The organism is Streptomyces sp. NPDC093801 (assembly GCF_040701585.1).
Taxonomy (GTDB): domain Bacteria; phylum Actinomycetota; class Actinomycetes; order Streptomycetales; family Streptomycetaceae; genus Streptomyces.
The window spans coordinates 16,140-40,485 of record NZ_JBFBDP010000034.1; the positions used below are offsets into that span (position 1 = coordinate 16,140).

General features: G+C 73.2%; 18 protein-coding genes. 13 read left to right on the plus strand and 5 right to left on the minus strand.

Going from position 1 to position 24,346, the window contains the following annotated elements:
- Nucleotides 1–33: 33 nt before the first annotated feature.
- Complete coding sequence (locus AB0469_RS32215) at nucleotides 34–1,059, minus strand: adenosine deaminase (protein ID WP_366455019.1); 1,026 nt, start codon at nucleotides 1,057–1,059, stop codon at nucleotides 34–36.
- Between the two features lie 245 nt (nucleotides 1,060–1,304).
- Between AB0469_RS32215 and AB0469_RS32220 the strand changes: the two genes are divergently transcribed.
- Nucleotides 1,305–1,898 carry a hypothetical protein gene (locus tag AB0469_RS32220; RefSeq protein WP_366455020.1) on the plus strand — a complete coding sequence of 198 codons (594 nt, stop codon included), beginning with the start codon at nucleotides 1,305–1,307 and terminating at the stop codon, nucleotides 1,896–1,898.
- Between the two features lie 87 nt (nucleotides 1,899–1,985).
- Here AB0469_RS32220 and AB0469_RS32225 read toward each other — a convergent pair whose 3' ends face one another.
- Entirely contained in the window at nucleotides 1,986–3,572 is a 1,587-nt protein-coding gene (locus tag AB0469_RS32225; protein ID WP_366455021.1) for a TROVE domain-containing protein, read from the minus strand.
- 488 nt (nucleotides 3,573–4,060) lie between these two features.
- Nucleotides 4,061–4,615, minus strand: a complete 555-nt coding sequence (locus tag AB0469_RS32230; RefSeq protein WP_366455022.1) for an NADAR family protein — start codon at nucleotides 4,613–4,615, stop codon at nucleotides 4,061–4,063.
- A gap of 181 nt (nucleotides 4,616–4,796) precedes the next feature.
- On the opposite strand from AB0469_RS32230, the gene AB0469_RS32235 reads away from it, so the two are divergent.
- The 7 genes from AB0469_RS32235 to AB0469_RS32265 all read left to right on the plus strand — a co-directional run bounded on the left by AB0469_RS32235 (nucleotide 4,797) and on the right by AB0469_RS32265 (nucleotide 12,629).
- A complete protein-coding gene (locus AB0469_RS32235; RefSeq protein WP_366455063.1) occupies nucleotides 4,797–6,311 on the plus strand; it encodes a gamma-aminobutyraldehyde dehydrogenase in 1,515 nt (504 codons plus the stop codon).
- A gap of 74 nt (nucleotides 6,312–6,385) precedes the next feature.
- Nucleotides 6,386–7,636, plus strand: a complete 1,251-nt coding sequence (locus tag AB0469_RS32240; RefSeq protein ID WP_366455023.1) for a spermidine/putrescine ABC transporter substrate-binding protein — start codon at nucleotides 6,386–6,388, stop codon at nucleotides 7,634–7,636.
- A 70-nt stretch (nucleotides 7,637–7,706) separates the two neighbouring features.
- A complete protein-coding gene (locus tag AB0469_RS32245) occupies nucleotides 7,707–8,855 on the plus strand; it encodes an ABC transporter ATP-binding protein (RefSeq protein WP_366455024.1) in 1,149 nt (382 codons plus the stop codon).
- Nucleotides 8,852–9,781, plus strand: a complete 930-nt coding sequence (locus AB0469_RS32250) for an ABC transporter permease (RefSeq protein ID WP_366455025.1) — start codon at nucleotides 8,852–8,854, stop codon at nucleotides 9,779–9,781. The genes AB0469_RS32245 and AB0469_RS32250 overlap by 4 nt, the downstream gene beginning before the upstream one ends.
- Nucleotides 9,781–10,575 (plus strand): ABC transporter permease, encoded by a 795-nt coding sequence (locus AB0469_RS32255; RefSeq protein WP_365152982.1) that lies wholly within the window; start codon nucleotides 9,781–9,783, stop codon nucleotides 10,573–10,575. Before AB0469_RS32250 ends, AB0469_RS32255 begins: the two co-directional genes overlap by 1 nt.
- A 21-nt stretch (nucleotides 10,576–10,596) precedes the next feature.
- Nucleotides 10,597–12,015 (plus strand): FAD-dependent oxidoreductase, encoded by a 1,419-nt coding sequence (locus tag AB0469_RS32260; RefSeq protein WP_366455026.1) that lies wholly within the window; start codon nucleotides 10,597–10,599, stop codon nucleotides 12,013–12,015.
- 143 nt (nucleotides 12,016–12,158) lie between these two features.
- On the plus strand, nucleotides 12,159–12,629 hold the full coding sequence (locus AB0469_RS32265; RefSeq protein ID WP_366455027.1) for a hypothetical protein: 471 nt from the start codon (nucleotides 12,159–12,161) through the stop codon (nucleotides 12,627–12,629).
- Between the two features lie 41 nt (nucleotides 12,630–12,670).
- On the opposite strand, the gene AB0469_RS32270 is transcribed toward AB0469_RS32265, so the two are convergent.
- Nucleotides 12,671–13,144: a phosphatase PAP2 family protein gene (locus tag AB0469_RS32270; protein ID WP_366455028.1), complete on the minus strand. Its 474-nt coding sequence runs from the start codon at nucleotides 13,142–13,144 to the stop codon at nucleotides 12,671–12,673.
- 445 nt (nucleotides 13,145–13,589) lie between these two features.
- Entirely contained in the window at nucleotides 13,590–14,936 is a 1,347-nt protein-coding gene (gene gabT / locus AB0469_RS32275) for a 4-aminobutyrate--2-oxoglutarate transaminase (RefSeq protein ID WP_042809935.1), read from the minus strand.
- 239 nt (nucleotides 14,937–15,175) lie between these two features.
- Here gabT and AB0469_RS32280 point away from each other — a divergent pair, with 239 nt between their 5' ends.
- The 5 genes from AB0469_RS32280 (at nucleotide 15,176) to AB0469_RS32300 (ending at nucleotide 24,335) form a co-directional block, all read left to right on the plus strand.
- Nucleotides 15,176–17,551, plus strand: a complete 2,376-nt coding sequence (locus tag AB0469_RS32280; RefSeq protein WP_366455029.1) for an ATP/GTP-binding protein — start codon at nucleotides 15,176–15,178, stop codon at nucleotides 17,549–17,551.
- A 134-nt stretch (nucleotides 17,552–17,685) separates the two neighbouring features.
- On the plus strand, nucleotides 17,686–19,266 hold the full coding sequence (locus tag AB0469_RS32285; RefSeq protein WP_366455030.1) for a PucR family transcriptional regulator: 1,581 nt from the start codon (nucleotides 17,686–17,688) through the stop codon (nucleotides 19,264–19,266).
- Nucleotides 19,267–19,402: 136 nt separating this feature from the next.
- Entirely contained in the window at nucleotides 19,403–20,848 is a 1,446-nt protein-coding gene (locus AB0469_RS32290) for an aldehyde dehydrogenase family protein (protein ID WP_366455031.1), read from the plus strand.
- Between the two features lie 158 nt (nucleotides 20,849–21,006).
- Nucleotides 21,007–22,956: an acyl-CoA dehydrogenase family protein gene (locus AB0469_RS32295; RefSeq protein ID WP_366455032.1), complete on the plus strand. Its 1,950-nt coding sequence runs from the start codon at nucleotides 21,007–21,009 to the stop codon at nucleotides 22,954–22,956.
- Between the two features lie 68 nt (nucleotides 22,957–23,024).
- Nucleotides 23,025–24,335, plus strand: coding sequence for a hypothetical protein (locus tag AB0469_RS32300; RefSeq protein ID WP_366455033.1), 1,311 nt, complete (start codon nucleotides 23,025–23,027; stop codon nucleotides 24,333–24,335).
- Nucleotides 24,336–24,346: the final 11 nt, after the last annotated feature.

Sequence of the window (24,346 nt, forward strand, 5' to 3'; positions counted from 1 at the left end):
CCCATTCTCGGGGGCCGGAGCGATCAACGGGAGTCAGCGGGCGAGCCATTCGGTGGTGTACGCGTCGATCTCCGCGGTCAGCCGCGCCTTGCCGGCCGGGTCCAGGAAGGAGGCCTCGACGGCGTTCTTCGCCAGCTGCGCGAGTCCGCGCTCGTCGAGGTCGAGGAGCCGGGCGGCCACCGCGTACTCGTTGTTGAGGTCGGAACCGAACATCGGCGGGTCGTCGCTGTTGATGGTGACGAGCACGCCCGCCCGCACCATCTCCTTGACGGGGTGCCGGTCGAGGTCGGTCACGGCGCGGGTGGCGATGTTGGAGGTCGGGCAGACCTCCAGGGCGATGCGGTGCTCGGCGAGGTAGGCCAGCAGCTCCGGGTCCTGCGTGGAGCTGGTGCCGTGGCCGATGCGCTCGGCGCCCAGTTCGCGGATGGCGTCCCAGACGGTCTCCGGGCCCGTGGTCTCGCCCGCGTGCGGCACGCTGTGCAGGCCGGCCGCGCGGGCCCGGTCGAAGTACGGCTTGAACTGCGGGCGCGGCACGCCGATCTCCGGGCCGCCCAGGCCGAAGGAGACCAGGCCCTCGGGGCGCAGGTCGACGGCGAGGCGGGCGGTCTCGGCGGCGGCCTCCAGGCCGGCCTCGCCCGGGATGTCGAAGCACCAGCGCAGGATGACGCCGAGCTCGGACTCGGCGGCCTTGCGGGCCTCCTCGATGGCCTCCATGAAGGCGTGCTCGTCGATGCCGCGGCGGGTGGACGAGTAGGGGGTGATGGTCAGTTCGGCGTAGCGGATGTTCTGCCGGGCCATGTCGCGGGCGACCTCGAAGGTCAGCGTGCGGACGTCGTCGGGGGTGCGGACCAGGTCGACGACCGACAGGTAGACCTCGATGAAGTGGGCGAAGTCGGTGAAGGTGAAGTAGTCGGCCAGTGCCTCGGGGTCGGTGGGCACCTTCGAGTCCGGGTGGCGGGAGGCGAGTTCGGCCACGATGCGGGGGGACGCCGAGCCCACGTGGTGGACGTGGAGTTCGGCCTTGGGCAGCCCCGCGATGAAGGGGTGCAGGTCGGGCATGGGGGCCTCCGGTGGGACGCTGGTGCGGGCAGGTCGCCTTCATCGTAGGCAGGCCCGGTGCTGTCGGTGGCAGCGCTTAGCATGGCTGTACGAGAGGGGGGTGCCGTATGACCGACCAGAGCCCTGAGCCGAGGGACCCGTGGGCGCCGCCCGAAAGGCCGGCGGCCCCGATGGGCGGCGGCCCGCGGCAGGCCCCCGGGACGCCGGGCGGGCCGTCCGTGCACGACCAGCCGACGTTCGTGGGGATGCCGGGACCCGACGGGACGCCCCCGGTGTCCGCGCACCCGCCGATACCCGGCGCGGGCCCCGCACCGGCGCCCGTGCCTCCGGCCGCGCCCGCACCCGGCGCCGCGTACGGCTACCCGGCCCCGGGCGGCTACGGACAGCCCGGCCCGGCCGCACCCCAGCCGCAGCAGCCCTACGGCTACCCAGGCCACCAGGGCCCCCCGGGATACCCCGGCGCCCCCGGCTACCCGCCCGCGCCCGGCTACCCGGGCCCCGCCGGGTACCAGCCGTACGGCCTGGGCCCCAGCAACGGCTTCGGCATCACCGCGCTGGTCCTCGGCATCCTCGCGGTCGCCGGCTGCGTCACCAGCTTCTTCGCGATCGCGCTGGGCATCGCCGCGGTGGTCTTCGGCGTCCTCGGCCGCGGCAAGGCGAACCGGGGCGAGGCCACCAACGGCGGGGTCGCCCTCGCCGGCATCATCCTGGGCGGGATCGGCATCGTGCTGGGCGCCGTGCTCGTGGCGGTCATCTTCGCCGGGTTCATGGCGGACACCCTCAACGAGACCCCGGACGGCGGCTCGCACTCGAACACGCAGGTCCGCGAGCGGGTCTGAGCCCGCGGAACGCGCGCACCGCGGACACGGCGCAGGGCCGGCCCCGGGCATCCGATGCCCGCGGCCGGCCCTGCGCCGTCCACCGCCCTACCGCGCCCACGGCCAGTCGGCGTCCCGGCCTCCCTCCAGCAGGGAGACCATCCGGAACGCCGCGTCCGTGAGCCCGCCGAAGGTGTGCCGGTTCCCCGCCCCGGACGGAGCGTGGCCCACCCGGTACCCGGCCAGGTTCCAGGTGTAGACGGGGACCCGCTCGGGCACCAGGGCCGTCGGATCGCCGCCGTACTGGTACGTGGCCTGCTCGTCCGTGACGATCAGGACCCGGTCGTGGCGCCGGTAGTGCCGGCGCACGGCCTCCGCGGTGTTGGTCCCCCCGAGGTTCTCGAACCGCTCCAGCACCTTGAGCACCGACTCGCCCCGCCGGTACGCGACCTCCTTGCTGCCGGTGCCGAACTGGACCAGGTCCGCCCGCTCGGCCCGCAGCGCCAGCGCCGTGCCGAAGACGGCCGCCGCGTCGGCCCGGTTGAGCTGCGAGCGGGCCGACAGCGGCGACCACATCGACCCGGAGCGGTCGACCAGGACCAGCGTCCGCCCGGACAGCTGCGGCACGTTGGCCAGCGAGTGCCCGAGCGCCTTCTCCAGCGGGTACGACCAGCGCAGCGAGGGCGCGTGCTGATGGGCGGCCAGGTAGCGGAAGGGGAACTGCCGCGACCGGGCGACCGACTCGGGATCGGCGACCTTCGCCGCGACCTGCTCGGCGACTTCGTCCGACACCCCGGCCCGGTCGAAGTTGCGCAGGTTACGCAGCAGGGCCATCGCGCCCATGGACGGGATGACCGCCTCCCACGCGGCCGCGTCCATCGGCCCCTGGAGCCAGCCGGTCAGCGCCTCCCAGGTCATCCCGGCCTCGGCGAGCCGCTCGGCGCCGTCCTCCGCGGTGACCACGGCCCGGCGCCGCTCGACCGGGAGTTCCATGAGCTCCCGGTGGGCGGTCAGGGTGCGGTCGCCGGCCGGCACCTCGGCGGTCTCCGGGTGGTGGCGGCGGTCGAGGGCGTACCGGAACAGCTCGCCCTGCCAGGGCTTCGCCGGGTCGGGCGAGGCGTGGACCAGGTTCAGGACGTCGCCGAAGCGGTAGCCCCTGGACGCGGTGTCGTACTTCAGCAGTGAGGCGCCGGAGTAGAGCCGGCGCACGGCGTCGGCGATGCCGCGCTTGACGGGCTTGGGCACGTTCCGCCCGTACGCCGCCGTCCAGTAGGCCAGCAGTTCGCCGGGTTCGTCGGCGCGCAGCAGCACGGAGTCCACGACCTGCCGGTTGGAGGGGCCGTCCGTCGCTCCGGCGTCGAGGCGCGCCCTGACGTACTCGGCGGCGCCGACGAGGGAGGCCGTCCGCATGCTGCCGTCGCGGCGCAGCCAGCGCAGCAGGCCGGCCGTCCACTCCGGGTCCTCGACGGCGAGCCGCCGCACCAGTGCGGCGAAACGGTCGTCGCGTTCCCCGCCGGACTCGTAGGCGGTGTCCTGCGTGACGACGTTGGATACGGCCAGCAGGAACAGCTCGGAGCGGGCGTCGCGGACGAAGCCGGGGCTGCCGTGGTGGTTGGCGGCGCGGCGGCCGGTGGACCGGACGGGCGAGGCGGGCGCGGGCGCGGCCTTGGACGCGCGGAGGTTGAAGCGGGCCATGTGAATCCCCCCGAATTCGAAGAAGAGCGGGGGAGGCGCGCCGGGTGGGGGATGCCCGAGATCGGAGTCGGTGACGGTACACATGCCCGGCGAGCTTCCGAGCTGCTCCACCGGCCCTCGCCCTCGCGGGTGTCGGGCCGGGTGGGATTCGAACCCACGGCCTCCGGGTCCCGGAAGTAACCGTCGCCTGCGCACCGGGCATCCCCCACGCGGGCCTCCCGAGATCAGACGGGGCGGCGGCATGGTTTCTGCGAGAAGGAGCCGCCGCCGGGCGCACCGGGAGGTGCGTGACGAAAGGGTGTCCAGAGAACAAGGCCGACGAAACCACAAGGTGCTCTGCCGACTGAGCTACACCGGCACGAGTGCCGGTGGCGGGACTCGAACCCGCGGCCTCCCGATGAGTAGTCGAAGTAGGTCTCGCCTTCGCACCTGGACACCGCTCACGTTAGGGCCGGTGCCAACGGCCCCGCCACGCATTTACGGAGCGCTCAGGCCGCGTTCCCGCCCAGCCGGGCCCGCGCCTCCATCAGGGCGAAACCCAGCAGGTTCAGGCCGCGCCAGCGCGCCGGGTCCAGGACGCGGTCGTCGTCGGGGGCCAGGCCGACGCCCCAGATGCGGTCCACCGGGCTCGCCTCCACCAGCACCCGCGACCCCGTCCCCAGCAGGTAGGCGCGCAGCGCCGGGTCCGAGTCGAACTTGTGCACGCTGCCCTCCACGACCAGCGCGAACCGCTCCCGCTCCCACACCGCGTCGTCGAACCCGCGCACCAGCCGCCCGGCCTTCTTCGCCTCGGCCGGAGTCCGCGCCTCCAGCGCGGCGCGCTCCGCCTCGGGGTCCTCGAAGAGGCGTGCCTTACCGGCCATCATCCAGTGCTCCGCCGTCGCGTACCGGACGTCACCCACAGTGAAGGGGGAGGGCCACCACTGGCTCAGGCAGCTGGGCCCCAGGCTTCCGTCCGTACGCGGCCGGTGTCCCCAGAAGGGCAGGAACTTCACCCGCTCACCGCGGCTGACCTGGCCGATCAGGGTGTCGATCTTCTCCATGCACGCGAGTCTGCCAGCCACCACGGACACTTCGTACGGGATTTGCGGCGCGCCTCGACATATGGTCGACCGATTCCGTCGCGTAATCAAAAGGCAACAACGGAATCACTTGGCGGAGGCAGAGGCCTCTGTCAGGATCGGCACTCAATTCGAGCTGTAGCTACGAGAGCGTGAGAGCGTGATGGGTAACCGCTTCCAGGTCAAGGACCGCTTCGCAGACGGCGCGCAGTACATCGACGGGCGGCTCCGGGCCGGCACCTCGGGGCGGTCGCACACCGTCGTCGACCCCGCCACCGGCCAGGAGGTGCTCACCTACGAGCTGGCCGGCCCGGCCGACGTGGACGAGGCCGTCGCCGCCGCCAAGCGGGCCTTCCCGGCCTGGTCGGCCGCCACCCCGGGAGAGCGCTCGGACGCCCTGCACCGGCTGGCATCCGTCCTGGCGGAGCAGGCGGAGGACTTCGCGTACGCCGAGTCCCTGCAGTGCGGCAAGCCGCTGAAGCTGTCCACCGGGTTCGACGTCCCGGGGACCGTCGACAACACCGCCTTCTTCGCCGGCGCGGCCCGCCACCTCCAGGGACAGGCGGCCGGCGAGTACTCCGGCGACCACACCTCGTACGTACGCCGCGAGGCCATCGGGGTGGTCGGCTCCATCGCCCCCTGGAACTACCCCCTCCAGATGGCCGCCTGGAAGATCCTCCCGGCCGTGGCCGCGGGCAACACGATCGTCCTCAAGCCCGCCGAGCTCACCCCGCTGACCTCCCTGATGTTCGCCCAGGCGGCCAAGGAGGCGGGCATCCCCGACGGGGTGATCAACATCGTCACCGGCGCCGGCCGCGACGCGGGCGAGCACCTGGTCGGCCACCCCGACGTGGTCATGACCTCCTTCACCGGCTCCACCGCCGTCGGCAAGCGGGTCGCCGAGATCGCCACCGCCACCGTCAAGCGGCTCCACCTGGAGCTCGGCGGCAAGGCCCCCTTCGTGGTGTTCGACGACGCCGACGTGGAGGCCGCCGCCCACGGAGCCGTCGCCGCCTCCCTCATCAACACCGGCCAGGACTGCACCGCGGCCACCCGGGCCTACGTCCAGCGCCCCCTGTTCGAGGCCTTCACCGCCCGCGTCGCCGAGCTGATGGAGACCGTCCGACTGGGCGACCCCTTCGCCGCCACCACCGACCTCGGCCCGCTGGTCTCGCACGCCCAGCGCGACCGGGTCGCCGCCTTCGTCGACCGCGCCCGCGCGTACGCCACCGTCGTCACCGGCGGCGAGATCCCCGGCGGCGACCTCGCCGAGGGCGCCTACTACCGGCCCACCCTGATCACCGGCGCCGCCCAGGACAGCGAGGTCGTCCAGTCCGAGATCTTCGGCCCGGTCCTCGTCGCCCTGCCCTTCGACACCGACGACGAGGGCCTGGCGCTGGCCAACGACACTCCGTACGGCCTCGCCGCCTCCGCCTGGACCCGGGACCTCTACCGGGCGGGCCGGGCCACCCGGGAGCTCAAGGCCGGCTGCGTCTGGGTCAACGACCACATCCCGATCATCAGCGAGATGCCGCACGGGGGCTACAAGGCGAGTGGCTTCGGAAAGGACATGAGCTCTTACTCTTTCGAGGAATACACGCAGGTCAAGCACGTGATGTACGACAACACCGCGGTCGCCGCGAAGGACTGGCACCGCACGATCTTCGGGGACCGATAAGTATCGATATGCGGCTACCGCCGCGTGGCCGCGCCGCCCGACCAGCGGCCCTCCCTCCCGAAAGGGCAACGCGCATGGAGCAGTTCGAGCCCGACCGCCTCTCGGCGGCGCAACTCGCCGCGATGCGGCGCAGTCTCACCAGTGGCCGCGGCGCCCTCACCCGCCGCTCGCTGCTGCGCGCCTCCGGAGCCGGGGCGCTCACCCTGGGCGGCCTCGCCGCCCTCACCGGCTGCGGAATCCCGCCCGCCAAGCGCGAGGGCGGCCAGGCGGCCCCCTCCGACGACCACTCGGACCAGGAGAAGGAGATCAACTTCTCCAACTGGACCGAGTACATGGACACCGGCGACGACGAGAAGTCGCGGCCGACGCTGGAGGCGTTCACCAAGCGCACCGGCATCGAGGTCAAGTACACCGAGGACATCAACGACAACGTCGAGTTCTTCGGCAAGATCCGCCCGCAGCTCGCGGCGGGCCAGGACACCGGCCGCGACCTGATCGTCGTCACCGACTGGCTCGCCGCCCGCATCATCCGCCTCGGCTGGGCGCAGAAGCTCGACGCCTCCCACCTGCCGAACGCCTACGCCAACCTGATCCCGCAGTTCCGCAACCCCGACTGGGACCCGGGCCGCGCCCACAGCTACCCCTGGACCGGCATCGACACCGTCATCGCCTACAACGCCAAGGCCACCGGCGGAAGGAAGGTCGACTCCGTCACCCAGCTGCTCGACGACCCCACCCTCAAGGGCCGCGTCGGCTTCCTCACCGAGATGCGCGACACCGTCGGCATGACCCTCCTCGACCAGGGCAAGGACCCGGCGAAGTTCACCACCGCGGACTACGACGCCGCCATCGGCCGCCTCCAGAAGGGCGTCGACACCCAGCAGATACGCCGCTTCACCGGCAACGACTACACCGCCGACCTCGACAAGGGCGACCTGGCGGCCTGCCTCGCCTGGGCGGGCGACGTCATCCAGCTCCAGGCCGGCAACCCCGACATCAAGTACGCGATCCCGGCCGCCGGCTACATCACCTCCAGCGACAACCTGCTGGTCCCCGCCAAGGCCCGGCACAAGGCCAACGCCGAGAAGCTCATCGACTACTACTACGAGCCCGAGGTGGCCGCGCAGCTGGCGGCGTTCATCAGCTACGTCTGCCCGGTCGACGGGGTCAAGGACGAACTGGCGAAGATCAAGCCCGAGCTCGCGGACAACCCGCTGATCGTCCCGGACAAGGAAATGGCCGCCAAGGCCCGCGCCTTCCGCTCCCTCAGCAGCGAGGAAGAGACGGCGTACGAGGAGAAGTTCGCCAAGCTCATCGGCGCCTGACCGGCCCCCTCGCCGGCCCTCCACCGCGCCCCGCCCCCCTCCCACGACACACCACCGAAGGCCCAGGCCCATGACCGACACCACCGCGAGCGGCGACGTCCGCCTCGCCGGGATCAGCAAGCACTACGGCTCCTTCACCGCCGTGCACCCGCTGGACCTCACCATCCCCCAGGGTTCCTTCTTCGCCCTGCTCGGCGCCTCGGGCTGCGGGAAGACCACCACCCTGCGCATGATCGCCGGACTCGAGGAGCCCTCCACCGGCACCATCAGCCTGGGCGGGCGCGAGGTGACCCACCTGCCGCCGTACAAGCGCCCGGTGAACACCGTCTTTCAGAGCTACGCGCTGTTCCCGCACATGGACATCTTCGAGAACATAGCCTTCGGCCTGCGCCGCCGCGGCATCAAGTCGGTCAAGAAGCAGGTCGACGAGATGATCGACCTCGTCCAGCTCGGCGAGCACGCCCGCAAGAAGCCCCACCAGCTCTCCGGCGGACAGCAGCAGCGCGTGGCCGTCGCCCGCGCCCTGATCAACCACCCCCAGGTCCTCCTGCTCGACGAGCCCCTCGGCGCCCTCGACCTCAAGCTGCGCCGCCAGATGCAGCTGGAGCTCAAGCGGATCCAGACCGAGGTCGGCATCACCTTCGTGCACGTCACCCACGACCAGGAGGAGGCCATGACGATGGCCGACACGGTCGCGGTGATGAACGGCGGCCGCGTGGAGCAGCTGGGCGCCCCCGCCGAGCTCTACGAGAACCCGCGCACCACCTTCGTCGCGAACTTCCTCGGCACCTCCAACCTGATCGAGGCCTCCGTGGAGTCCACCGGCTCCGACGTGACCGTCTCGGCCTCCGGCAGCACGCTCCGGCTGCCCGCCGCCCGATGTTCGACCACGCCCCGCACCGGCGGAAAGCTGCTGGTCGGCGTGCGCCCCGAGAAGATCTCCCTGGTCCCGGCCGAGGACGGCCGCACCGTCGCGGCCGGCCGCAACACGATCACGGGCAGGATCGCCGAGTCCTCCTTCATCGGCGTCTCCACCCAGTTCGTCATCGACAGCCCGGTCTGCCCCGAGCTGGAGGTCTACGTCCAGAACATCGAGCGCGACGCCCGCCTGGTCCCCGGCGCCGAGGTCGTCCTGCACTGGAACCCCGAGCACACCTTCGGCCTCGACGCCGACCAGGACATCGACGCGGGCATCGAGACGGTCGGGGAGAGCGCGTGACCGCCACCGCCGCGCCCCCGCAGGCCGCCGCCCCGACCGAGCCCCCGGTCCACCGCGCCTCGCTGCGCAAGCGCCTGATCCCGTACTGGCTGCTGCTGCCCGGCATCGTCTGGCTGCTCGTCTTCTTCGTGCTGCCGATGGTCTACCAGGCCTCCACCTCGGTGCAGACCGGCTCCCTCGAAGAGGGCTTCAAGGTCACCTGGCACTTCCAGACCTACTGGGACGCCTTCACCGAGTACCTCCCGCAGTTCCTGCGCTCCCTGGCCTACGCCGGCACCGCCACGGTCCTGTGCCTGCTGCTGGGCTACCCGCTGGCCTACCTGATCGCCTTCCGGGCCGGCCGCTGGCGCAACCTGCTGCTGGTCCTCGTCATCGCCCCGTTCTTCACCAGCTTCCTGATCCGCACCCTGGCCTGGAAGACGATCCTGGCCGACGGCGGCCCCGTCGTCGGCGTCCTCGACAAGATCGGCTTCCTGGACGTCACCTCCTGGCTCGGCATGACCGATGGGAGCCGGGTGCTGGCCACGCCGCTCGCGGTGGTCTGCGGCCTCACGTACAACTTCCTGCCCTTCATGATCCTCCCGCTCTACACCTCGCTGGAGCGCATCGACACCCGCCTCCACGAGGCCGCCGGCGACCTGTACGCCACCCCGGCCACGGTGTTCCGCAAGGTGACCTTCCCGCTCTCGATGCCGGGCGTGGTCTCCGGGACCCTGCTGACCTTCATCCCCGCCAGCGGCGACTACGTCAACGCCGAGCTCCTCGGCTCCACGGACACCCGGATGATCGGCAACGTCATCCAGTCGCAGTACCTGCGGATCCTCGATTACCCGACGGCGGCCGCGCTGTCGTTCATCCTCATGGCCATCGTGCTGATCATGGTCACCGTCTACATCCGCCGAGCGGGAACGGAGGACCTGGTCTGATGCGTTGGCTCCGCCGCAATCTCGTCGTCATCGCGGGCCTCGGCACGCTCGCGTACCTCATCCTGCCGAACGTCGTCGTGACGGTGTTCTCCTTCAACAACCCCACGGGCCGCTTCAACTACGCCTGGCAGGAGTTCTCCCTGGACGCCTGGAAGGACCCCTGCGGGGTCGCCGACATGTGCGGCTCCCTCGCGCTGTCCCTCCAGATCGCCCTGTGGGCCACCATCGGCGCCACCGTCCTCGGCACCGCCATCGCCTTCGCGCTGGTGCGCTACCGCTTCCGGGCGCGCGGGGCGGTCAACTCGCTGATCTTCCTGCCGATGGCCATGCCCGAGATCGTGATGGCCGCCTCGCTGCTCGCCCTGTTCCTCAACATGGGCATCCAGCTGGGCTTCTGGACCATCCTGATCGCCCACGTGATGTTCTGCCTCAGCTTCGTCGTCGCCGCCGTCAAGGCGCGCGTCCTGTCGATGGACCCGAGGCTGGAGGAGGCCGCCCGCGACCTCTACGCCGGGCCCGTGCAGACCTTCCTGCGCGTCACCCTGCCGATCGCGGCCCCCGGCATCGCCGCGGGCGCGCTGCTGTCCTTCGCGCTCTCGTTCGACGACTTCATCATCACCAACTTCAACTCGGGCAACACCGTCACCTTCCCCATGTTCGTGTGGGGATCGGCCCAGCGCGGTACGCCCGTCCAGATCAACGTCATCGGCACGGCGATGTTCGTCATCGCGGTGCTGGTGGTCCTCGCCGGCCAGTGGGTCGGCAACCGCCGCAAGAAGGCACAACCGAAGTAACCCTGTAGGGAGTTGGAAGCCATGGCCCCAGTCGCCATGCGTAGTGTTGCGAAATCCCTTTCCGAAGCGAAGCCGGTCTCGTACTGGCTGGACGACCCCGGCCGCCCCGACCCGCAGCCGGCCCTCACCTCCGACGAGCGCTGCGACCTGCTGGTCGTCGGAGGCGGCTACAGCGGGCTGTGGACCGCGCTCCTCGCCAAGGAGCGCGACCCCGGCCGGGACGTCGTACTGATCGAGAGCAAGGAGGCGGGCTGGGCCGCCTCCGGCCGCAACGGCGGCTTCTGCGCCGCCTCCCTCACGCACGGCTTCGCCAACGGACTGGCCCGCTGGCCCGGCGAGCTGGCCAAGCTGGAGGAGCTCGGCGCCCGCAACCTCGACGCCATCGAGGAGGCGGTCGCCCGCTACGGCATCGACTGCGACTTCGAGCGCACCGGCGAGATCGACGTGGCCACCGAGCCGCACCAGGTCGAGGAACTGCGCGAACTCCACGAGGAGGCCCGCAAGCTCGGCCTCGCCGACGGCTCCGCATGGCTGGAGGGCGAGGCCCTGCGCGCGGAGGTCAACTCGCCGACCTTCCTCGCGGGCCTGTGGGACCGCGACGGCGTCGCCATGCTCAACCCCGCCAAGCTGGCCTGGGGCCTGAAGCGGGCCTGCCTGGAGCAGGGCGTGCGGATCTACGAGAACACGCGCGGCCTCAGGATGGCGCGGGCCGGGCGCGGGATGACGGTGGAGACCCCCTACGGGACGATCCTGGCCCGCCGGGTCGCCCTGGGCACCAACATCTTCCCGTCGCTGGTCAAGCGCGTGCGCCCGTTCACCGTCCCGGTGTACGACTACGCGCTGATGACCGAGCCGCTGACCGAGGAGCAGCTGGCCTCCGTCGGCTGGAAGAACCGGCCGGGGCTGGGCGACAGCGCGAACCAGTTCCACTACTTCCGCATCACCCGGGACAACCGGATCCTGTGGGGCGGCTACGACGCGATCTACCCCTACCGGGGGAAGCTCGACTCGGAGTACGACCACCGCCCGGAGACCTACCTCAAGCTGGCGGAGCACTTCTTCACGGCCTTCCCGCAGCTGGAGGGCCTGCGCTTCAGCCACGCCTGGGGCGGGGCCATCGACACCTGCTCCCGCTTCTCGGCCTTCTTCGGCACCGCCCACTCCGGCCGGGTCGCCTACGCCGCCGGCTACACCGGGCTGGGGGTGGGCGCCACCCGCTTCGGCGCGGACGTGATGCTGGACCTGCTGGACGGGCTCTCCACCGAGCGCACCCGGCTGGAGATGGTGAAGTCCAAGCCGATGCCCTTCCCGCCCGAGCCCCTGGCCTGGACCGGGATCGCCCTCACCAAGTGGTCGCTGGCCCGGGCCGACGCCCGGGGCGGCCACCGCAACCTGTGGCTGAAGACGCTGGACCGCCTCGGCCTCGGCTTCGACAGCTGACGCTCACGGCCCCGGCGCGCACCCGCGCCGGGGCCGTGACCCGCTTCACCCCCACGGAACGGCCCGACCCGCGTCATAACGCCGCCCGGCCCCGCTCTCTCCCGGTGAGAAACCCTCACCGCGAGACGAACGGAGGCCGGGCGATGGCGTTCCCGGGGAGCAGGACGGCAGTGGAGTGGCTGGTGGCGGCGGCGCCGGACCCCGACGCCTGCCGGTGGGAGTGGGAGCGCGGCCCCCTCGGGGTCGCCCTCCTGCCGGCGGGCCTCCTCTGGGACCTCCTGGTCACCCCGGCGGAACTGGGCCGGGCCGCCCTCGGCGTCCTGCACCGGCTGCCGGCCCCGCCCGGCCCGGTGCTCGCCGCCCGCACCACCGGCCGCCTGGGCTTCTTCGTCCCCGCGGGAACGGCCTCGCGCTGGATCGGCACGGGCGTACGGGGCGCGGGGCGCGGGAGCTGGGTCGCGGTCCCGTACCCCGGCCGGACGACGGGCGGTCCGCACTGGCTGCACCTCCCGGACGGCCGGGGCACCCTCACCGACCCGGCACTGCTGGAACTCGCCCTGCACGAGGCGGCGGGCAGAACCCTGGCGGGGGAGCGCCCGGGCGGCCGTGCGTGAAGCCGCCGGCGCGGACCGGGACCGCCGTGGCGGCCGGGAGTTCAGCCGGAACGCCGACGCGTGCTCCGGCGGACCGCCCACCGCACGCCCAGCAGCAGCGGGGTGCACATCAGCAGGCTGGCCAGGACGTCCAGGGGCCAGTGGAACCCGCGCAGGACCAGCCCCGCCGCGGTCAGGGCCGTCAGGGCGGCCGCGGCGGGCAGGGGCCAGCGGCGGCGGGCGTGCGGGGTGAGGAGGAGGGCCGCGGCCGTGTAGGCGGTGAAGGCCGTGGCCGTGTGGCCCGAGGGGTAGTAGCCGGCGGCCCAGGGCTCCAGCGGGCCCGGGCGGGCGGTCCACTCCTTGAGGGGCACGATCAGCGCGGGCACCAGGGCCATCGCCAGGCCGGCCGCGAGGGCGGCGAGCCGGTGGCCGCGCCGGACGGCGAACGCGACGGCCAGGGCGAGGACGGGGACGGCCACCGGGACGTTCCCGAGGTCCGCGAGGCGTTCGGTGACCGCGTCGGGGACCGTGCGCACCAGGGCGCGGCTCAGCGCCCGGTCCGGCGTCAGGAGCGGTCCGCGGACCAGGACCTGCCAGGTGATCAGGGCGAAGGCGACGGCGCACGCGGCCGTCGGCAGGAGGGGGAGGAAAGAGGCCGGCCGTCCCGGAACAGGGGGGATGGTTCCGGGACGGCCGGCCGGACCGGGTTGCCGTGCGCCCCGGGGGGTTTGGGGCGGACGGCCGTCCGATCGGAGAGGAGTGTGCGCGAACGCATGCCCAGTACGGCGCTGGGGAAGCCCGGTACCGGTGTCGCCCCCGGTCGCCCGGGAGCGGTCTGTCTCACTCATCTGCAGAAACCGTACGGCAGCCGAGGGGGGACCGACAGCAGGAACGGCCTCTTGTCATCGGCCCCCCACAGCTTCTTCACAGGGCCCGACCGTTACCGGCGGTACCGGCGGGCTCCTGTGTTCGGCCGGTCGCTCAGGCGTCCGTACCGATGGCCGCGAACGCCGCTTCGATGAGGTCCAGGCCCTCGTTCAGCAGCTCGTCGCTGATGACCAGCGGCGGCAGGAAGCGGAGCACGTTGCCGTAGGTGCCGCAGGTGAGGACGAGCAGGCCCTCGGCGTGGCAGGCCTTGGCGAGGGCGCCGGCCGCCTCCGGGAACGGGGTCTTGGACGCCGGGTCCTTCACGAGCTCGATCGCGATCATGGCACCGCGGCCGCGGATGTCGCCGATGATGTCGTACTTCTCCTGCATCGCGGAGAGGCGGGACTTCATGATGGACTCGATGTTCTTCGCCTTGGCGTTGAGGTCGAGCTCCTTCATGGTCTCGATGGAGCCGAGCGCGCCGGCGCAGGCCACCGGGTTGCCGCCGTAGGTGCCGCCCAGGCCGCCCGCGTGCGCGGCGTCCATGATCTCCGCGCGGCCCGTCACGGCGGCGAGCGGCAGACCGCCCGCGATGCCCTTGGCGGTGGTGATCAGGTCCGGGACGATGCCCTCGTCCTCACACGCGAACCACTGGCCGGTGCGGCAGAAGCCGGACTGGATCTCGTCGGCGACGAAGACGATGCCGTTCTCGTTGGCGAACTTCACGATCGCCGGGAGGAAGCCCTTGGCCGGCTCGATGAAGCCGCCCTCGCCGAGGACCGGCTCGATGATGATCGCGGCGACGTTCTCGGCGCCGATCTGCTTGGTGATCTGGTCGATCGCCTGGGCGGCGGCCTCGGGGCCGCAGTTCTCGGCACCGGTGGGCCAGCGGTAGCCGTAGGCGACCGGGACGCGGTAGACCTCGGGGGCGAACGGACCGAAGCCGTGCTTGTACGGCATGTTCTTCGCCGTCAGCGCCATCGTCAGGTTCGTACGGCCGTGGTAGCCGTGGTCGAAGACGACGACGGCCTGGCGCTTGGTGTACGCGCGGGCGATCTTGACGGCGTTCTCGACGGCCTCGGCGCCGGAGTTGAACAGGGCCGACTTCTTGGCGTGGGTGCCGGGCGTCAGCTCGGCGAGGGCCTCGCAGACCTCGACGTAGCCCTCGTAGGGGGTGACCATGAAGCAGGTGTGGGTGAAGTCGGCGAGCTGCGCGGAGGCGCGGCGCACGACGGCCTCGGCGGAGGCGCCGACGGAGGTCACGGCGATGCCGGAGCCGAAGTCGATCAGGCGGTTGCCGTCGACGTCCTCGATGATGCCGCCGCCCGCGCGCGCCGTGAAGACGGGGAGCACGGAGCCCACGCCGCCGGCCACCGTCGAAAGGCGGCGGGCCTGAAGCTCCTGCGACTTGGGGCCGGGGATCGCGGTGACGATGCGGCGCTCCTGCGGGACAGCGGTCATAGAGGGCTCCCTGGGGGGTGTTTTCGGACGCACTTGTGTCTTTGTCCGCAGGCTAGGCCCGGGGGAGGGGGTAAGGCATGCTCCGTTAGGGAGTGGTGTCCTCGTGTCCTTGTCCGTGGCGGCCATAGGAAGGGCGCGGCGCGTGGTTCGTGGATCATGCCGGGGTGCGGGCCCAAGTGGGGGGCCGGGCACTAGATTGAGCGCCGCGGCGTTACAGGAACGGCAGGGGGCAGGGGTTCATGGACAGCGAGGGCACCTACGACGGACAGGCGACCCGTACGGGACGCGTCCCCCGCCCGGCGCCCCCCGCCGAGCCCCCACCGAAACCCCGGCACGCACCGGCGGTCGGCGCCGGTTCCGGGTACGGCGCGGGCCAGGGTTTCGCCGACTGGCTGCGGACCCCGCGCAACCAGGCCGGCCCGGGGATCTGGGCCTTCGGCTATGTGCCACGGGCCGAGGAGGAGCCCGAGGCGGGTTCCGGCCGCTCCCTGATCAGCGGCGCCGTCATCTCGGCCCTTGCCTGCGTGCTCGTCTGGTCGCTGATGCGCAACGAGTACATCCCGTACTGGACCCTGCCGCTCAAGCTCTTCACGCCGGACGGGTGGTGGGCACCGTTCACCGGGGCTCCCGTCAAAGGGACCGGCGGCGAGGTGGCACAGCCGCTCTACGAGCTCCTCTTCGACGCCGCCCTGCTCTACGGATTCGGGCGCCTGGGCGCCTGGGCGGCGGCGTGGCGGCGCCTGGTCGTCGTGCGCGGCCGACTGGTCCAGGCTGGGGTGACCGCCGTCGCCTGCCTGATCACCATCTGGCTGGTCGCCCACTACTCGCTGCCGGTACGGCTCGTCGTCTACCCGTTCCTGCCCCTGGTCCCGGGTGACCCGGACGGCAACAACTCCACCATGACCCAGGCGGACACGGTCGTCACCGTACTGATCGTGCTGGCCTTCCTGTGGCCCGCGCTGCGCCGGCCCGCCGGCAAAGCCCCGGCGGGCGGGCGGGGCGTCCCGACCGTCGAACCGAACCGGGCCGAGCCCGGTTCGCCCGCCGACCCCGTCCTCTGGCCCGAGGTGCGGGACGCCGGGTTGCCCGAGGTGGCCGAGAGGCTCGGGGGGGAGGTGCGGGGCGGGGGGATGAACGACGTGGACTACGCGCGGATCCGGCGGGCCTGGGAGACCGTGCGCGCCGACCCCACCCGGCTGTCGGCCTTCGCCGACGCCGTCCGCGACAAGGGCGCCGCCGCCTGCGTCCACCCCTCCGGCGACCGCGACCTCCCGGTCCGGGCCGCCCGGCACGACCTCCTCGCCCGCCAGGTGCTGCTCGGCACCGTCGAGGACGGGGAGCGCAACCCCTACGCCCGCCGCGGCACCGGCCTCGCCCTCGGCCCCGACGTCCTCGGGACCTCCCTGCTGGCCGTCGGCCCCTCCGGCAGCGGCAAGACCGCCCGCCTCGTGCGGCCCGTCGTCGAGTCGCTCGCGCTCCAGGCGCTGGCCGGGCAGGCCGCCGTCATCGCCGTCGGCGCGGCCGGGTCCCGGCTCGGGCCCGACGAGGCCTACGACATCGTGGTCCGCGTCGGCGACCCCGACTCCGTCCACGACCTCGACCTCTACGGCGGCACCGGCGACTGCGACGAGGCCGCCGCCCTCCTCGCCGAGGCCCTCGTCGCCGACGTCCCCGGCACCGACGTACGCCGCGCCGCCACCGCCCTCGCCCAGCTGCTCGGCCCGTTCCGCGCCGCGCACGGCCGCTTCCCCGCCGTGCCGGAGCTGCGCGAGCTGCTCGACGGGGTGCCCACCGCCGTCACCTCGCTGCGCCAGGCCCTGGAGGGCGCCGGCCAGCAGGCGATGCTCCGCGAGCTCGACGCGCGCGAGCGCCAGTACGGGGCCCACGGCGACCCCGGACCGGCCCTCGCCGACCGGATCGCCCTGCTCGACCGGCCCGCCTTCGCCGGCTTCTTCGACACCACCGGACGCGGGCGGCCCTTCTCGCTGCGCGCCCTCGAACACCCCGTCCGGGTCCGCGTGGACCTGCCCGAGCGCGGGCACGCCGACGCCTCGCGGATGCTGGCCCGGCTGCTGCTCGCCCAGTTCAACGCCTCCGCCGCCGCCCGTGCCGACCGGTCGCTGTTCGCCTTCCTCGCCCTCGACGACGCCTCCCACACCCTGACCCCCGAGACCGTCCGCGGGCTCCAGCGGCTGCGCTCGGCGAACGCCGGGGTCCTGCTCGCGCTGCGCTCGCTGGACGACGTACCGGAGGCCCTGCGGACGCCGCTGCTCGGGGCGGTCGGCTGCCGGATGGCCTTCTCCGGGGTGACCACCTGGGACGGGCAGCGCTTCGCCGAGGCCTGGGGCACCGAGTGGGTGGAGACCCGCGACGTCACCCACCGCACCGTCTTCGCCGACCAGCCGCTGACCCGCGCCATCCACGCCTTCCGCAAGATGGTCACCGGCAAGGCGGTGACCACCGACGCGGTCACCGTGCGCCAGGTGGAGCGCGAGCGCTGGTCCGCCTCCGAGCTGGCGCACGCCGTACCGCCCGGGTGCGCGGTGCTCTCCCTGACCTCCATCCGAGGGGAACGTGCGGCTCCGCTTCTGCTCCGGCTGGCCGGAACGGGCTGAGCGGACCCGTACGGGGTGGCAGAATCGAGAGGGGTCGTTCATACGACTTGGAGAAGTCCCCGGACCGGGGGAGCCCAGGATCGAGGACGCCCCGCCCGCTGCTCCCCGCCCTCCCCCGAAGGCCCCTGGTACCGATGCCGCTCACCCTCGCCTCGCTCGTCCAGCACTCGGCGCTCAAGCTCAGCGTCCGGGCGGGGGAGGGCCGCCTCGACACACCCGTGCGCTGGGCCCACGTCAGCGAGCTCGCCGACCCCGTCCCCTACATGGAGGGCGGCGAGCTGCTGCTCGTCACCGCCATGAAGCTGGACGCCGACGACCCCGAGGAGATGCGGCGGTACGTGCGGCGCCTCGCGGCCGCCGGGGTCGTCGGCATCGGCTTCGCCGTCGGCGTCAACTACGACGCGGTCCCCGACGCCCTGGTCCAGGCCGCCCGTGAAGAGGACCTGCCGCTGCTGGAGGTCCCCCGGCGGACCCCGTTCCTCGCCATCAGCAAGGCCGTCTCGGCGGCCCTCGCGGCCGACCAGTACCGGGCCGTCACCGCCGGTTTCGAGGCGCAGCGCGAGCTGACCCGGGCCGCGCTGTCCTCCGACGGCCCGGCCGACCTGCTGGCGAAGCTCGCGGCCCACGTGCACGGCTGGGCCGCGCTGTACGACACCTCCGGCGCCGTCGTCGCCGCCGCCCCCGACTGGGCCGCTCGGCGGGCCGCCCGGCTCACCCCGGACGTGGAGCGGCTGCGCGAGCGGCCGGCGCCCGCCAGCGCGGTGGTGGGCGGTGCGGAGGACCGGGTCGAGCTCCAGTCCCTCGGCACCGGGCGGCGGGCGCGGGGCGCCCTGGCCGTGGGCACGGCGGCCCCGCTGGGCACCGCCGAGCGGTACGCGGTGCACTCCGCCGTCGCCCTGCTGACCCTGACCACCGAGCGCTCGCGGTCCCTGCACGACGCGGAGTCCCGGCTGGGGGCGGCGGTGCTGCGGATGCTGCTGGAGGGGGAGGCGGAGCACGCCCGGGCGGTGGCGGGCGACCTCTACGGGGCCCTGCTGGAGGCGCCGTTCCGGATCGTCGTCGCCGAGCCGGCCCTCGCGGGGACGGCCCAGCCGGAGGGGCTGGCGCTGCTGGCCGACGCGGTGGAGTCGGCCGCGTCGCGGACCGGGGAGGCGCTGCTGGTGGTGCCGGAGCCCGGACGGCTGGTGGTGCTCGCCGCCGACGGGGGTGCGGCGGTGCAGGCGTGCGCGGACCACGCCGAGGCGCTGGAGTCCCGGCGCGGGCGGGAGGCGGCGGGGCCGGAGCCGGACGAGCTGGTCGTGGGCCTCTCGGCGCCGGCCGGGCCCGAGGGGGTGGCCGCCGCGTTCAAGCAGGCCGACCAGGCGCTGGCCGTGGCCCGGCGTCGGGGGCGGCCGCTGGTCGAGCACGAGGACCTCGCGGCGGGGTCGGTGCTGCCGCTGCTGGCCGACGACGCGGTGCGGGCGTTCGCGGAGGGCACCCTGCGGGCCCTGCGGGAGCACGACGCCACCGGGCGGGGCGACCTGGTCGCCTCGCTCCAGGCCTGGCTGGCCCGGCACGGGCAGTGGGACGCGGCCGCCGCCGACCTCGGCGTCCACCGGCACACCCTGCGCTACCGGATGAAGCGCGTCGAGGAGATCCTCGGGCGCTCCCTGGACGACCCGGACGTCCGCATGGAGCTGTGGCTGGCCCTGAAGGCCAGCCCGTCCCAGCGCTGAGTGCCGCACCGCGACACTGACAAAGCGGCGCAGGTGCGCGGGGAGGTTCTCCAACGCGGATAAACCGTGAATCGGCCGCGGAGACCTACCGTGGTGGGGACAAGGACCACCGCACCAACGAAGGGCCGGGATTCGCATGACTTCCACCCACGCCTTCTGGCTCGCCGGCCGCCAGGCCACCGGCGAGGACAGCTTCGACGTCCACAACCCGTGGGACGGCCGGCTCGTCGGCACCGTCAGCGTGCCCACCGACGCCCAGGTGGAAGAGGCCGTGGCCGCGGCGTACGCCGTGACGGCGGAGTTCTCCGCGACGCCCGCCCACGTACGGGCCGCCGCCCTGGACCACGTGTCCAAGCGGCTCGCCGAGCGCACCGAGGAGATCGCCCAGCTGATCTCCGCCGAGAACGGCAAGCCGGTCAAGTGGGCGCGCGGTGAGGTCGGCCGTGCGGTGTCCGTCTTCCGCTTCGCCGCCGAAGAGGCCCGCCGCTTCAACGGCGGGGAGGCCCAGCGCCTGGACACCGACGCCGGCGGCGTCGGCCGTCTGGCCCTGACCCGCCGCTTCGTCAAGGGCCCGGTCCTCGGCATCGCGCCGTTCAACTTCCCGCTGAACCTGTGCGCCCACAAGGTGGCCCCCGCCATCGCCGTCGGCGCGCCGATCATCCTGAAGCCGGCCCCGGCCACCCCGCTCTCCGGTCTGATCCTGGGCGAGCTGCTCGCCGAGACCGACCTGCCGGCCGGTTCCTGGTCCGTCCTGCCCGTCGCCAACGAGAAGATGCCGGCCCTGGTCAAGGACGACCGCCTCCCGGTCATCTCCTTCACCGGCTCCGACACCGTCGGCTACGCCATCCAGCAGTCGGTGCCCCACAAGCACTGCACCCTGGAGCTCGGCGGCAACGCCGCGGCCGTGGTCCTCGCCGACTGGTCCTCCGACGCCGACCTCGACTGGGCCGCGACCCGCATCGCGACCTTCTCGAACTACCAGGCCGGCCAGTCCTGCATCTCCGTGCAGCGCGTGATCGCCGACGCCTCCGTCTACGACCGCCTCGTCGAGAAGGTCGTCGCGAAGGTCCAGGCCCAGGTCACCGGCGACCCGGCGGACGACGCCACCGACGTCGGCCCCCTGGTCTCCGAGGACGCCGCCAAGCGCGTCGAGTCCTGGGTGGACGAGGCCGTCTCCGCCGGCGCCAAGCTGCTCACCGGCGGCAGGCGCGACGGCGCCACGGTCGAGCCGACCGTCCTCGCGGAGGTCCCGGCGGGCGTCAAGCTCGCCACCGAGGAGGTCTTCGGCCCGGTCCTGACCATCACCCGGGTCGAGAACACCGACGAGGCCTTCGCCGCCGTCAACGACTCGAAGTTCGGCCTGCAGACCGGCGTCTTCACCCGCGACGTCCAGGTCGCCTTCCGCGCCCACCGCGAGCTCGAGGTCGGCGGCGTGATCATCGGCGACGCCCCGTCGTACCGCGCCGACCAGATGCCGTACGGCGGCGTCAAGCAGTCCGGCGTGGGCCGCGAGGGCGTGCGCTACGCGATGGACGACTACACGTACGAGCGCGTCCTGGTCCTCACGGGCCTCGACATCTGACCGACTCGTACGGTCGAGGACCGACGGCCGGAGCCTACTGTGCGGGGGCTCCGGCCGTCCCCCTTTTGCCACACCCCCCGAATCCCCGGCGCCCGAAACGGGTACGACTCACACGCAACCGATCGGCAGCCCCCCGATGCGGCGAGGTGAGGACCCGGATGTCGGCAACACAGCCCGTACAGCCCAAGGTGACCGAGCGCGAGGCACGGCAGGTCGCGGAAGCGGCCCGGGAGCAGGACTGGCGCAAACCCAGCTTCGCCAAGGAGCTCTTCCTCGGCCGCTTCCGGCTCGACCTGATCCACCCCCACCCGCTCCCCGCCGACGAGGACGTCCGGCGCGGCGAGGCCTTCCTCGCCCGGCTGCGGGACTTCTGCGAGAACGAGATCGACGGGCAGCGCATCGAACGCGAGGCGCGGATCCCCGACGAGACGGTGCGCGGGCTCAAGGAGCTCGGCGCCCTCGGCATGAAGATCAGCCCCGAGTACGGGGGCCTGGGCCTCACCCAGGTGTACTACAACAAGGCGCTCGCCCTCGTCGGCTCCGTCAGCCCGGCCATCGGCGCCCTGCTCTCCGCCCACCAGTCCATCGGCGTCCCCCAGCCGCTGAAGATGTTCGGCACCAAGGAGCAGAAGGACGCCTACCTGCCGCGCTGTGCCACCAGCGCGATCAGCGCCTTCCTGCTGACCGAGCCCGACGTCGGCTCCGACCCGGCGCGGCTGGCCACCACCGCCGTCCCGGACCCCGAGGACCCCGGCTCCTACCTCCTCGACGGGGTGAAGCTGTGGACCACCAACGGGGTGGTCGCCGACCTGCTCGTGGTGATGGCCCGGGTGCCGAAGGCCGAGGGCCACCGGGGCGGGATCACCGCCTTCGTCGTCGAGGCCGACTCGCCCGGGATCACCGTCGAGCACCGCAACGCCTTCATGGGCCTGCGCGGCCTGGAGAACGGCGTCACCCGCTTCCACCGCGTCCGGGTGCCCGCCTCCCAGCGGATCGGCCCCGAGGGAGCCGGGCTCAAGATCGCCCTGACCACCCTCAACACCGGACGGCTGTCGCTGCCCGCCATGTGCGTCGGCGCCGGCAAGTGGTGCCTGAAGATCGCCCGCGAGTGGTCCGCCGTCCGCGAGCAGTGGGGCCGCCCGGTCGCCCGGCACGAGGCCGTCGGCGCCAAGATCTCCTTCATCGCGGCCACCACCTTCGCCCTGGAGGCGGTGGTGGACCTCGCCTCCCAGATGGCCGACGAGGACCGCAACGACATCCGCATCGAGGCCGCCCTCGCCAAGCTCTACGGCTCCGAGATGGCCTGCCTGATGGCCGACGAGCTGGTCCAGATCCGCGGCGGCCGCGGCTTCGAGACCGCCGAGTCGCTGGCCGCTCGCGGCGAGCGGGCCGTGCCCGCCGAGCAGCTGCTGCGCGACCTGCGCATCAACCGGATCTTCGAGGGCTCCACCGAGATCATGCACCTGCTGATCGCCCGCGAGGCCGTCGACGCCCACCTGTCGGTCGCCGGCGACCTCATCGACCCCGACAAGGACCTCGGCGACAAGGCGAGGGCGGGCGCCCGCGCGGCCGGCTTCTACGCCCGCTGGCTGCCCAGGCTCGCCACCGGCCCCGGCCAGGTCCCCGGCGCCTACCGCGAGTTCCACCCGGCCGGCCACCCCGACCTCGCCACCCACCTGCGCTACGTGGAGCGCGGAGCCCGCAAGCTCGCCCGCTCGACCTTCTACGCGATGTCCCGCTGGCAGGGCCGCATGGAGACCAAACAGGGCTTCCTCGGACGGATCGTGGACATCGGCGCCGAGCTCTTCGCGATGAGCGCGGCCTGCGTGCGCGCCGAGCACCTGCGCGCCACCGGCGACCACGGCCGCGAGGCCTACCAGCTGGCCGACGCCTTCTGCCGGCAGTCCAGGCTGCGCGTCGAGGAGCTCTTCGGCCGCCTCTGGGCCAACACCGACGATCTCGACGGCAAGGTCGTCCGGGGCGTCCTGTCCGGCACCTACACCTGGCTGGAAGAGGGCGTCCTCGACCCCTCCGGCGACGGCCCGTGGATCGCGGACGCCGCCCCCGGCCCGTCCGCGAGGAAAAACGTTCACCGTCCCCTGCGCTGACCTGCCATCATCGGCATGGTTCGGACGGATGTACGAGCACGGGTGCGAGCGCGAGGCGGACGAGGACGATGCCGACGGCCGAGGAGGACCGGGCCAGCAGGAGGCTGGCCCGGTGCGTGGCGCACCTGCTGCGCCACGCACCGCACCACGTCGTCGCCGCCCTCCTCGACCGGCTCGACGAACCCGTGCGCAAGTACCTGTGCCGCGACGAGTGGCTGCCCGCCGCGGCCGTCACCCTGCTGCTGCGCCACGGCACGGAGGCGGACCGGCACTACATCGCCCGCAACCCGCACGTCGTCGGCCGCCCCCTGCCCGGCCTGCCCGGCGCCGCCCGGTACGCCGCCCGGCCCGGTCCCTCGCCCGAGCTGCTGGCCGAGGTGGGCCCCGGCCCCTTCACCACCGACGCGCTGACCGCCCTGCTGCGCCGCCACGGCCGCCGCCCCAGGATCCCGCTCACCCTGCTGCGCATGCCGCACGACCTCGACCCCGGCCGGCTGCTCCGCGAGCACGCCTGCGCCCCGCTGCCGCCCGGCGCCGTCGAGGCGCTGCTGCTGGTGGGCGGGCTGTCCCGGCGGGAGTGCCTCGCGCTGCTCGACGCGCGCGCGGGGCGGCCGTACGGCCGCCACTGGTACCGGCCCGCCGTCCGCGCCGTCCGCATGGGCCTGCTGACCTGCGACGAACTCGTCGCCCACGTCGCCCCCGCCGCCCACACCCTGCTGCTCGGCCACCTCCCCGTCACCCGGGGCCTGCGCTGGAGCCTGCCCGAACAGGCCGAGATGCAGTCGGCCGTGCACCGCGCCCTGCGCCCCCTGCTCGGCGAGGACCCCGGGCCGTGGGCCGAACTGGCCCGCCGCGGCGCCGGCTTCCCCGGCACCCTGCCCGAGCTGGCGGCCGCCCTGGCCGCGGGCACCCCGGCCGCGCCCGGCGCCGTACGGCACGACCCGGCGCTGGCCCGCGCCGTACGCCACCTCGCGCCCGAGGCGGCCCCCGCCGAGCCCGTCGGGGCCTGGGAGCGCGAACTGGCCCTGGTGAGCCTGGCCGTGCCGATGGACACCGCCTCCGAGGACGTCCGCTGGGTCCGCGACTGCCTGGACCGCTCCCTGCTCACCGGCGCCGACGTCGTCCGGCACAAGGTCCCCGCCTGCTGGGCGCTCGACGAGGACCAGTGGCTCGGCGACATCGGCCACCCCGACCGCCACGACCGCCCGGCCGCGGTGCTCTCCGCCCGCGCCGAGGCCGACCGGCTCTTCGACGCGGCCCTCGGCGACGACCCGGAGGCCTGGTGGCGCGCCGCCCGCGCCCTGCCCGACTTCGCCGGCACCCTCCCCGAACTCCTCGCCCGGGTCACGGACGGGGACTCCGTGTCCAAGCGCCCCTGAGGAGCGGCAAC

Excerpts from the sequence above, each read along its gene's own strand:
- AB0469_RS32215 (WP_366455019.1), bottom strand. The coding sequence starts at position 1,059 with ATGCCCGACCTGCACCCCTTCATCGCGGGGCTGCCCAAGGCCGAACTC.
- AB0469_RS32220 (WP_366455020.1), top strand. The coding sequence starts at position 1,305 with ATGCCGGGACCCGACGGGACGCCCCCGGTGTCCGCGCACCCGCCGATA.
- AB0469_RS32225 (WP_366455021.1), bottom strand. The coding sequence starts at position 3,572 with ATGGCCCGCTTCAACCTCCGCGCGTCCAAGGCCGCGCCCGCGCCCGCC.
- AB0469_RS32230 (WP_366455022.1), bottom strand. The coding sequence starts at position 4,615 with ATGGAGAAGATCGACACCCTGATCGGCCAGGTCAGCCGCGGTGAGCGG.
- AB0469_RS32235 (WP_366455063.1), top strand. The coding sequence starts at position 4,797 with ATGGGTAACCGCTTCCAGGTCAAGGACCGCTTCGCAGACGGCGCGCAG.
- AB0469_RS32240 (WP_366455023.1), top strand. The coding sequence starts at position 6,386 with ATGGAGCAGTTCGAGCCCGACCGCCTCTCGGCGGCGCAACTCGCCGCG.
- AB0469_RS32245 (WP_366455024.1), top strand. The coding sequence starts at position 7,707 with ATGACCGACACCACCGCGAGCGGCGACGTCCGCCTCGCCGGGATCAGC.
- AB0469_RS32255 (WP_365152982.1), top strand. The coding sequence starts at position 9,781 with ATGCGTTGGCTCCGCCGCAATCTCGTCGTCATCGCGGGCCTCGGCACG.
- AB0469_RS32260 (WP_366455026.1), top strand. The coding sequence starts at position 10,597 with ATGGCCCCAGTCGCCATGCGTAGTGTTGCGAAATCCCTTTCCGAAGCG.
- AB0469_RS32265 (WP_366455027.1), top strand. The coding sequence starts at position 12,159 with ATGGCGTTCCCGGGGAGCAGGACGGCAGTGGAGTGGCTGGTGGCGGCG.
- gabT (WP_042809935.1), bottom strand. The coding sequence starts at position 14,936 with ATGACCGCTGTCCCGCAGGAGCGCCGCATCGTCACCGCGATCCCCGGC.
- AB0469_RS32280 (WP_366455029.1), top strand. The coding sequence starts at position 15,176 with ATGGACAGCGAGGGCACCTACGACGGACAGGCGACCCGTACGGGACGC.
- AB0469_RS32285 (WP_366455030.1), top strand. The coding sequence starts at position 17,686 with ATGCCGCTCACCCTCGCCTCGCTCGTCCAGCACTCGGCGCTCAAGCTC.
- AB0469_RS32290 (WP_366455031.1), top strand. The coding sequence starts at position 19,403 with ATGACTTCCACCCACGCCTTCTGGCTCGCCGGCCGCCAGGCCACCGGC.
- AB0469_RS32295 (WP_366455032.1), top strand. The coding sequence starts at position 21,007 with ATGTCGGCAACACAGCCCGTACAGCCCAAGGTGACCGAGCGCGAGGCA.
- AB0469_RS32300 (WP_366455033.1), top strand. The coding sequence starts at position 23,025 with ATGCCGACGGCCGAGGAGGACCGGGCCAGCAGGAGGCTGGCCCGGTGC.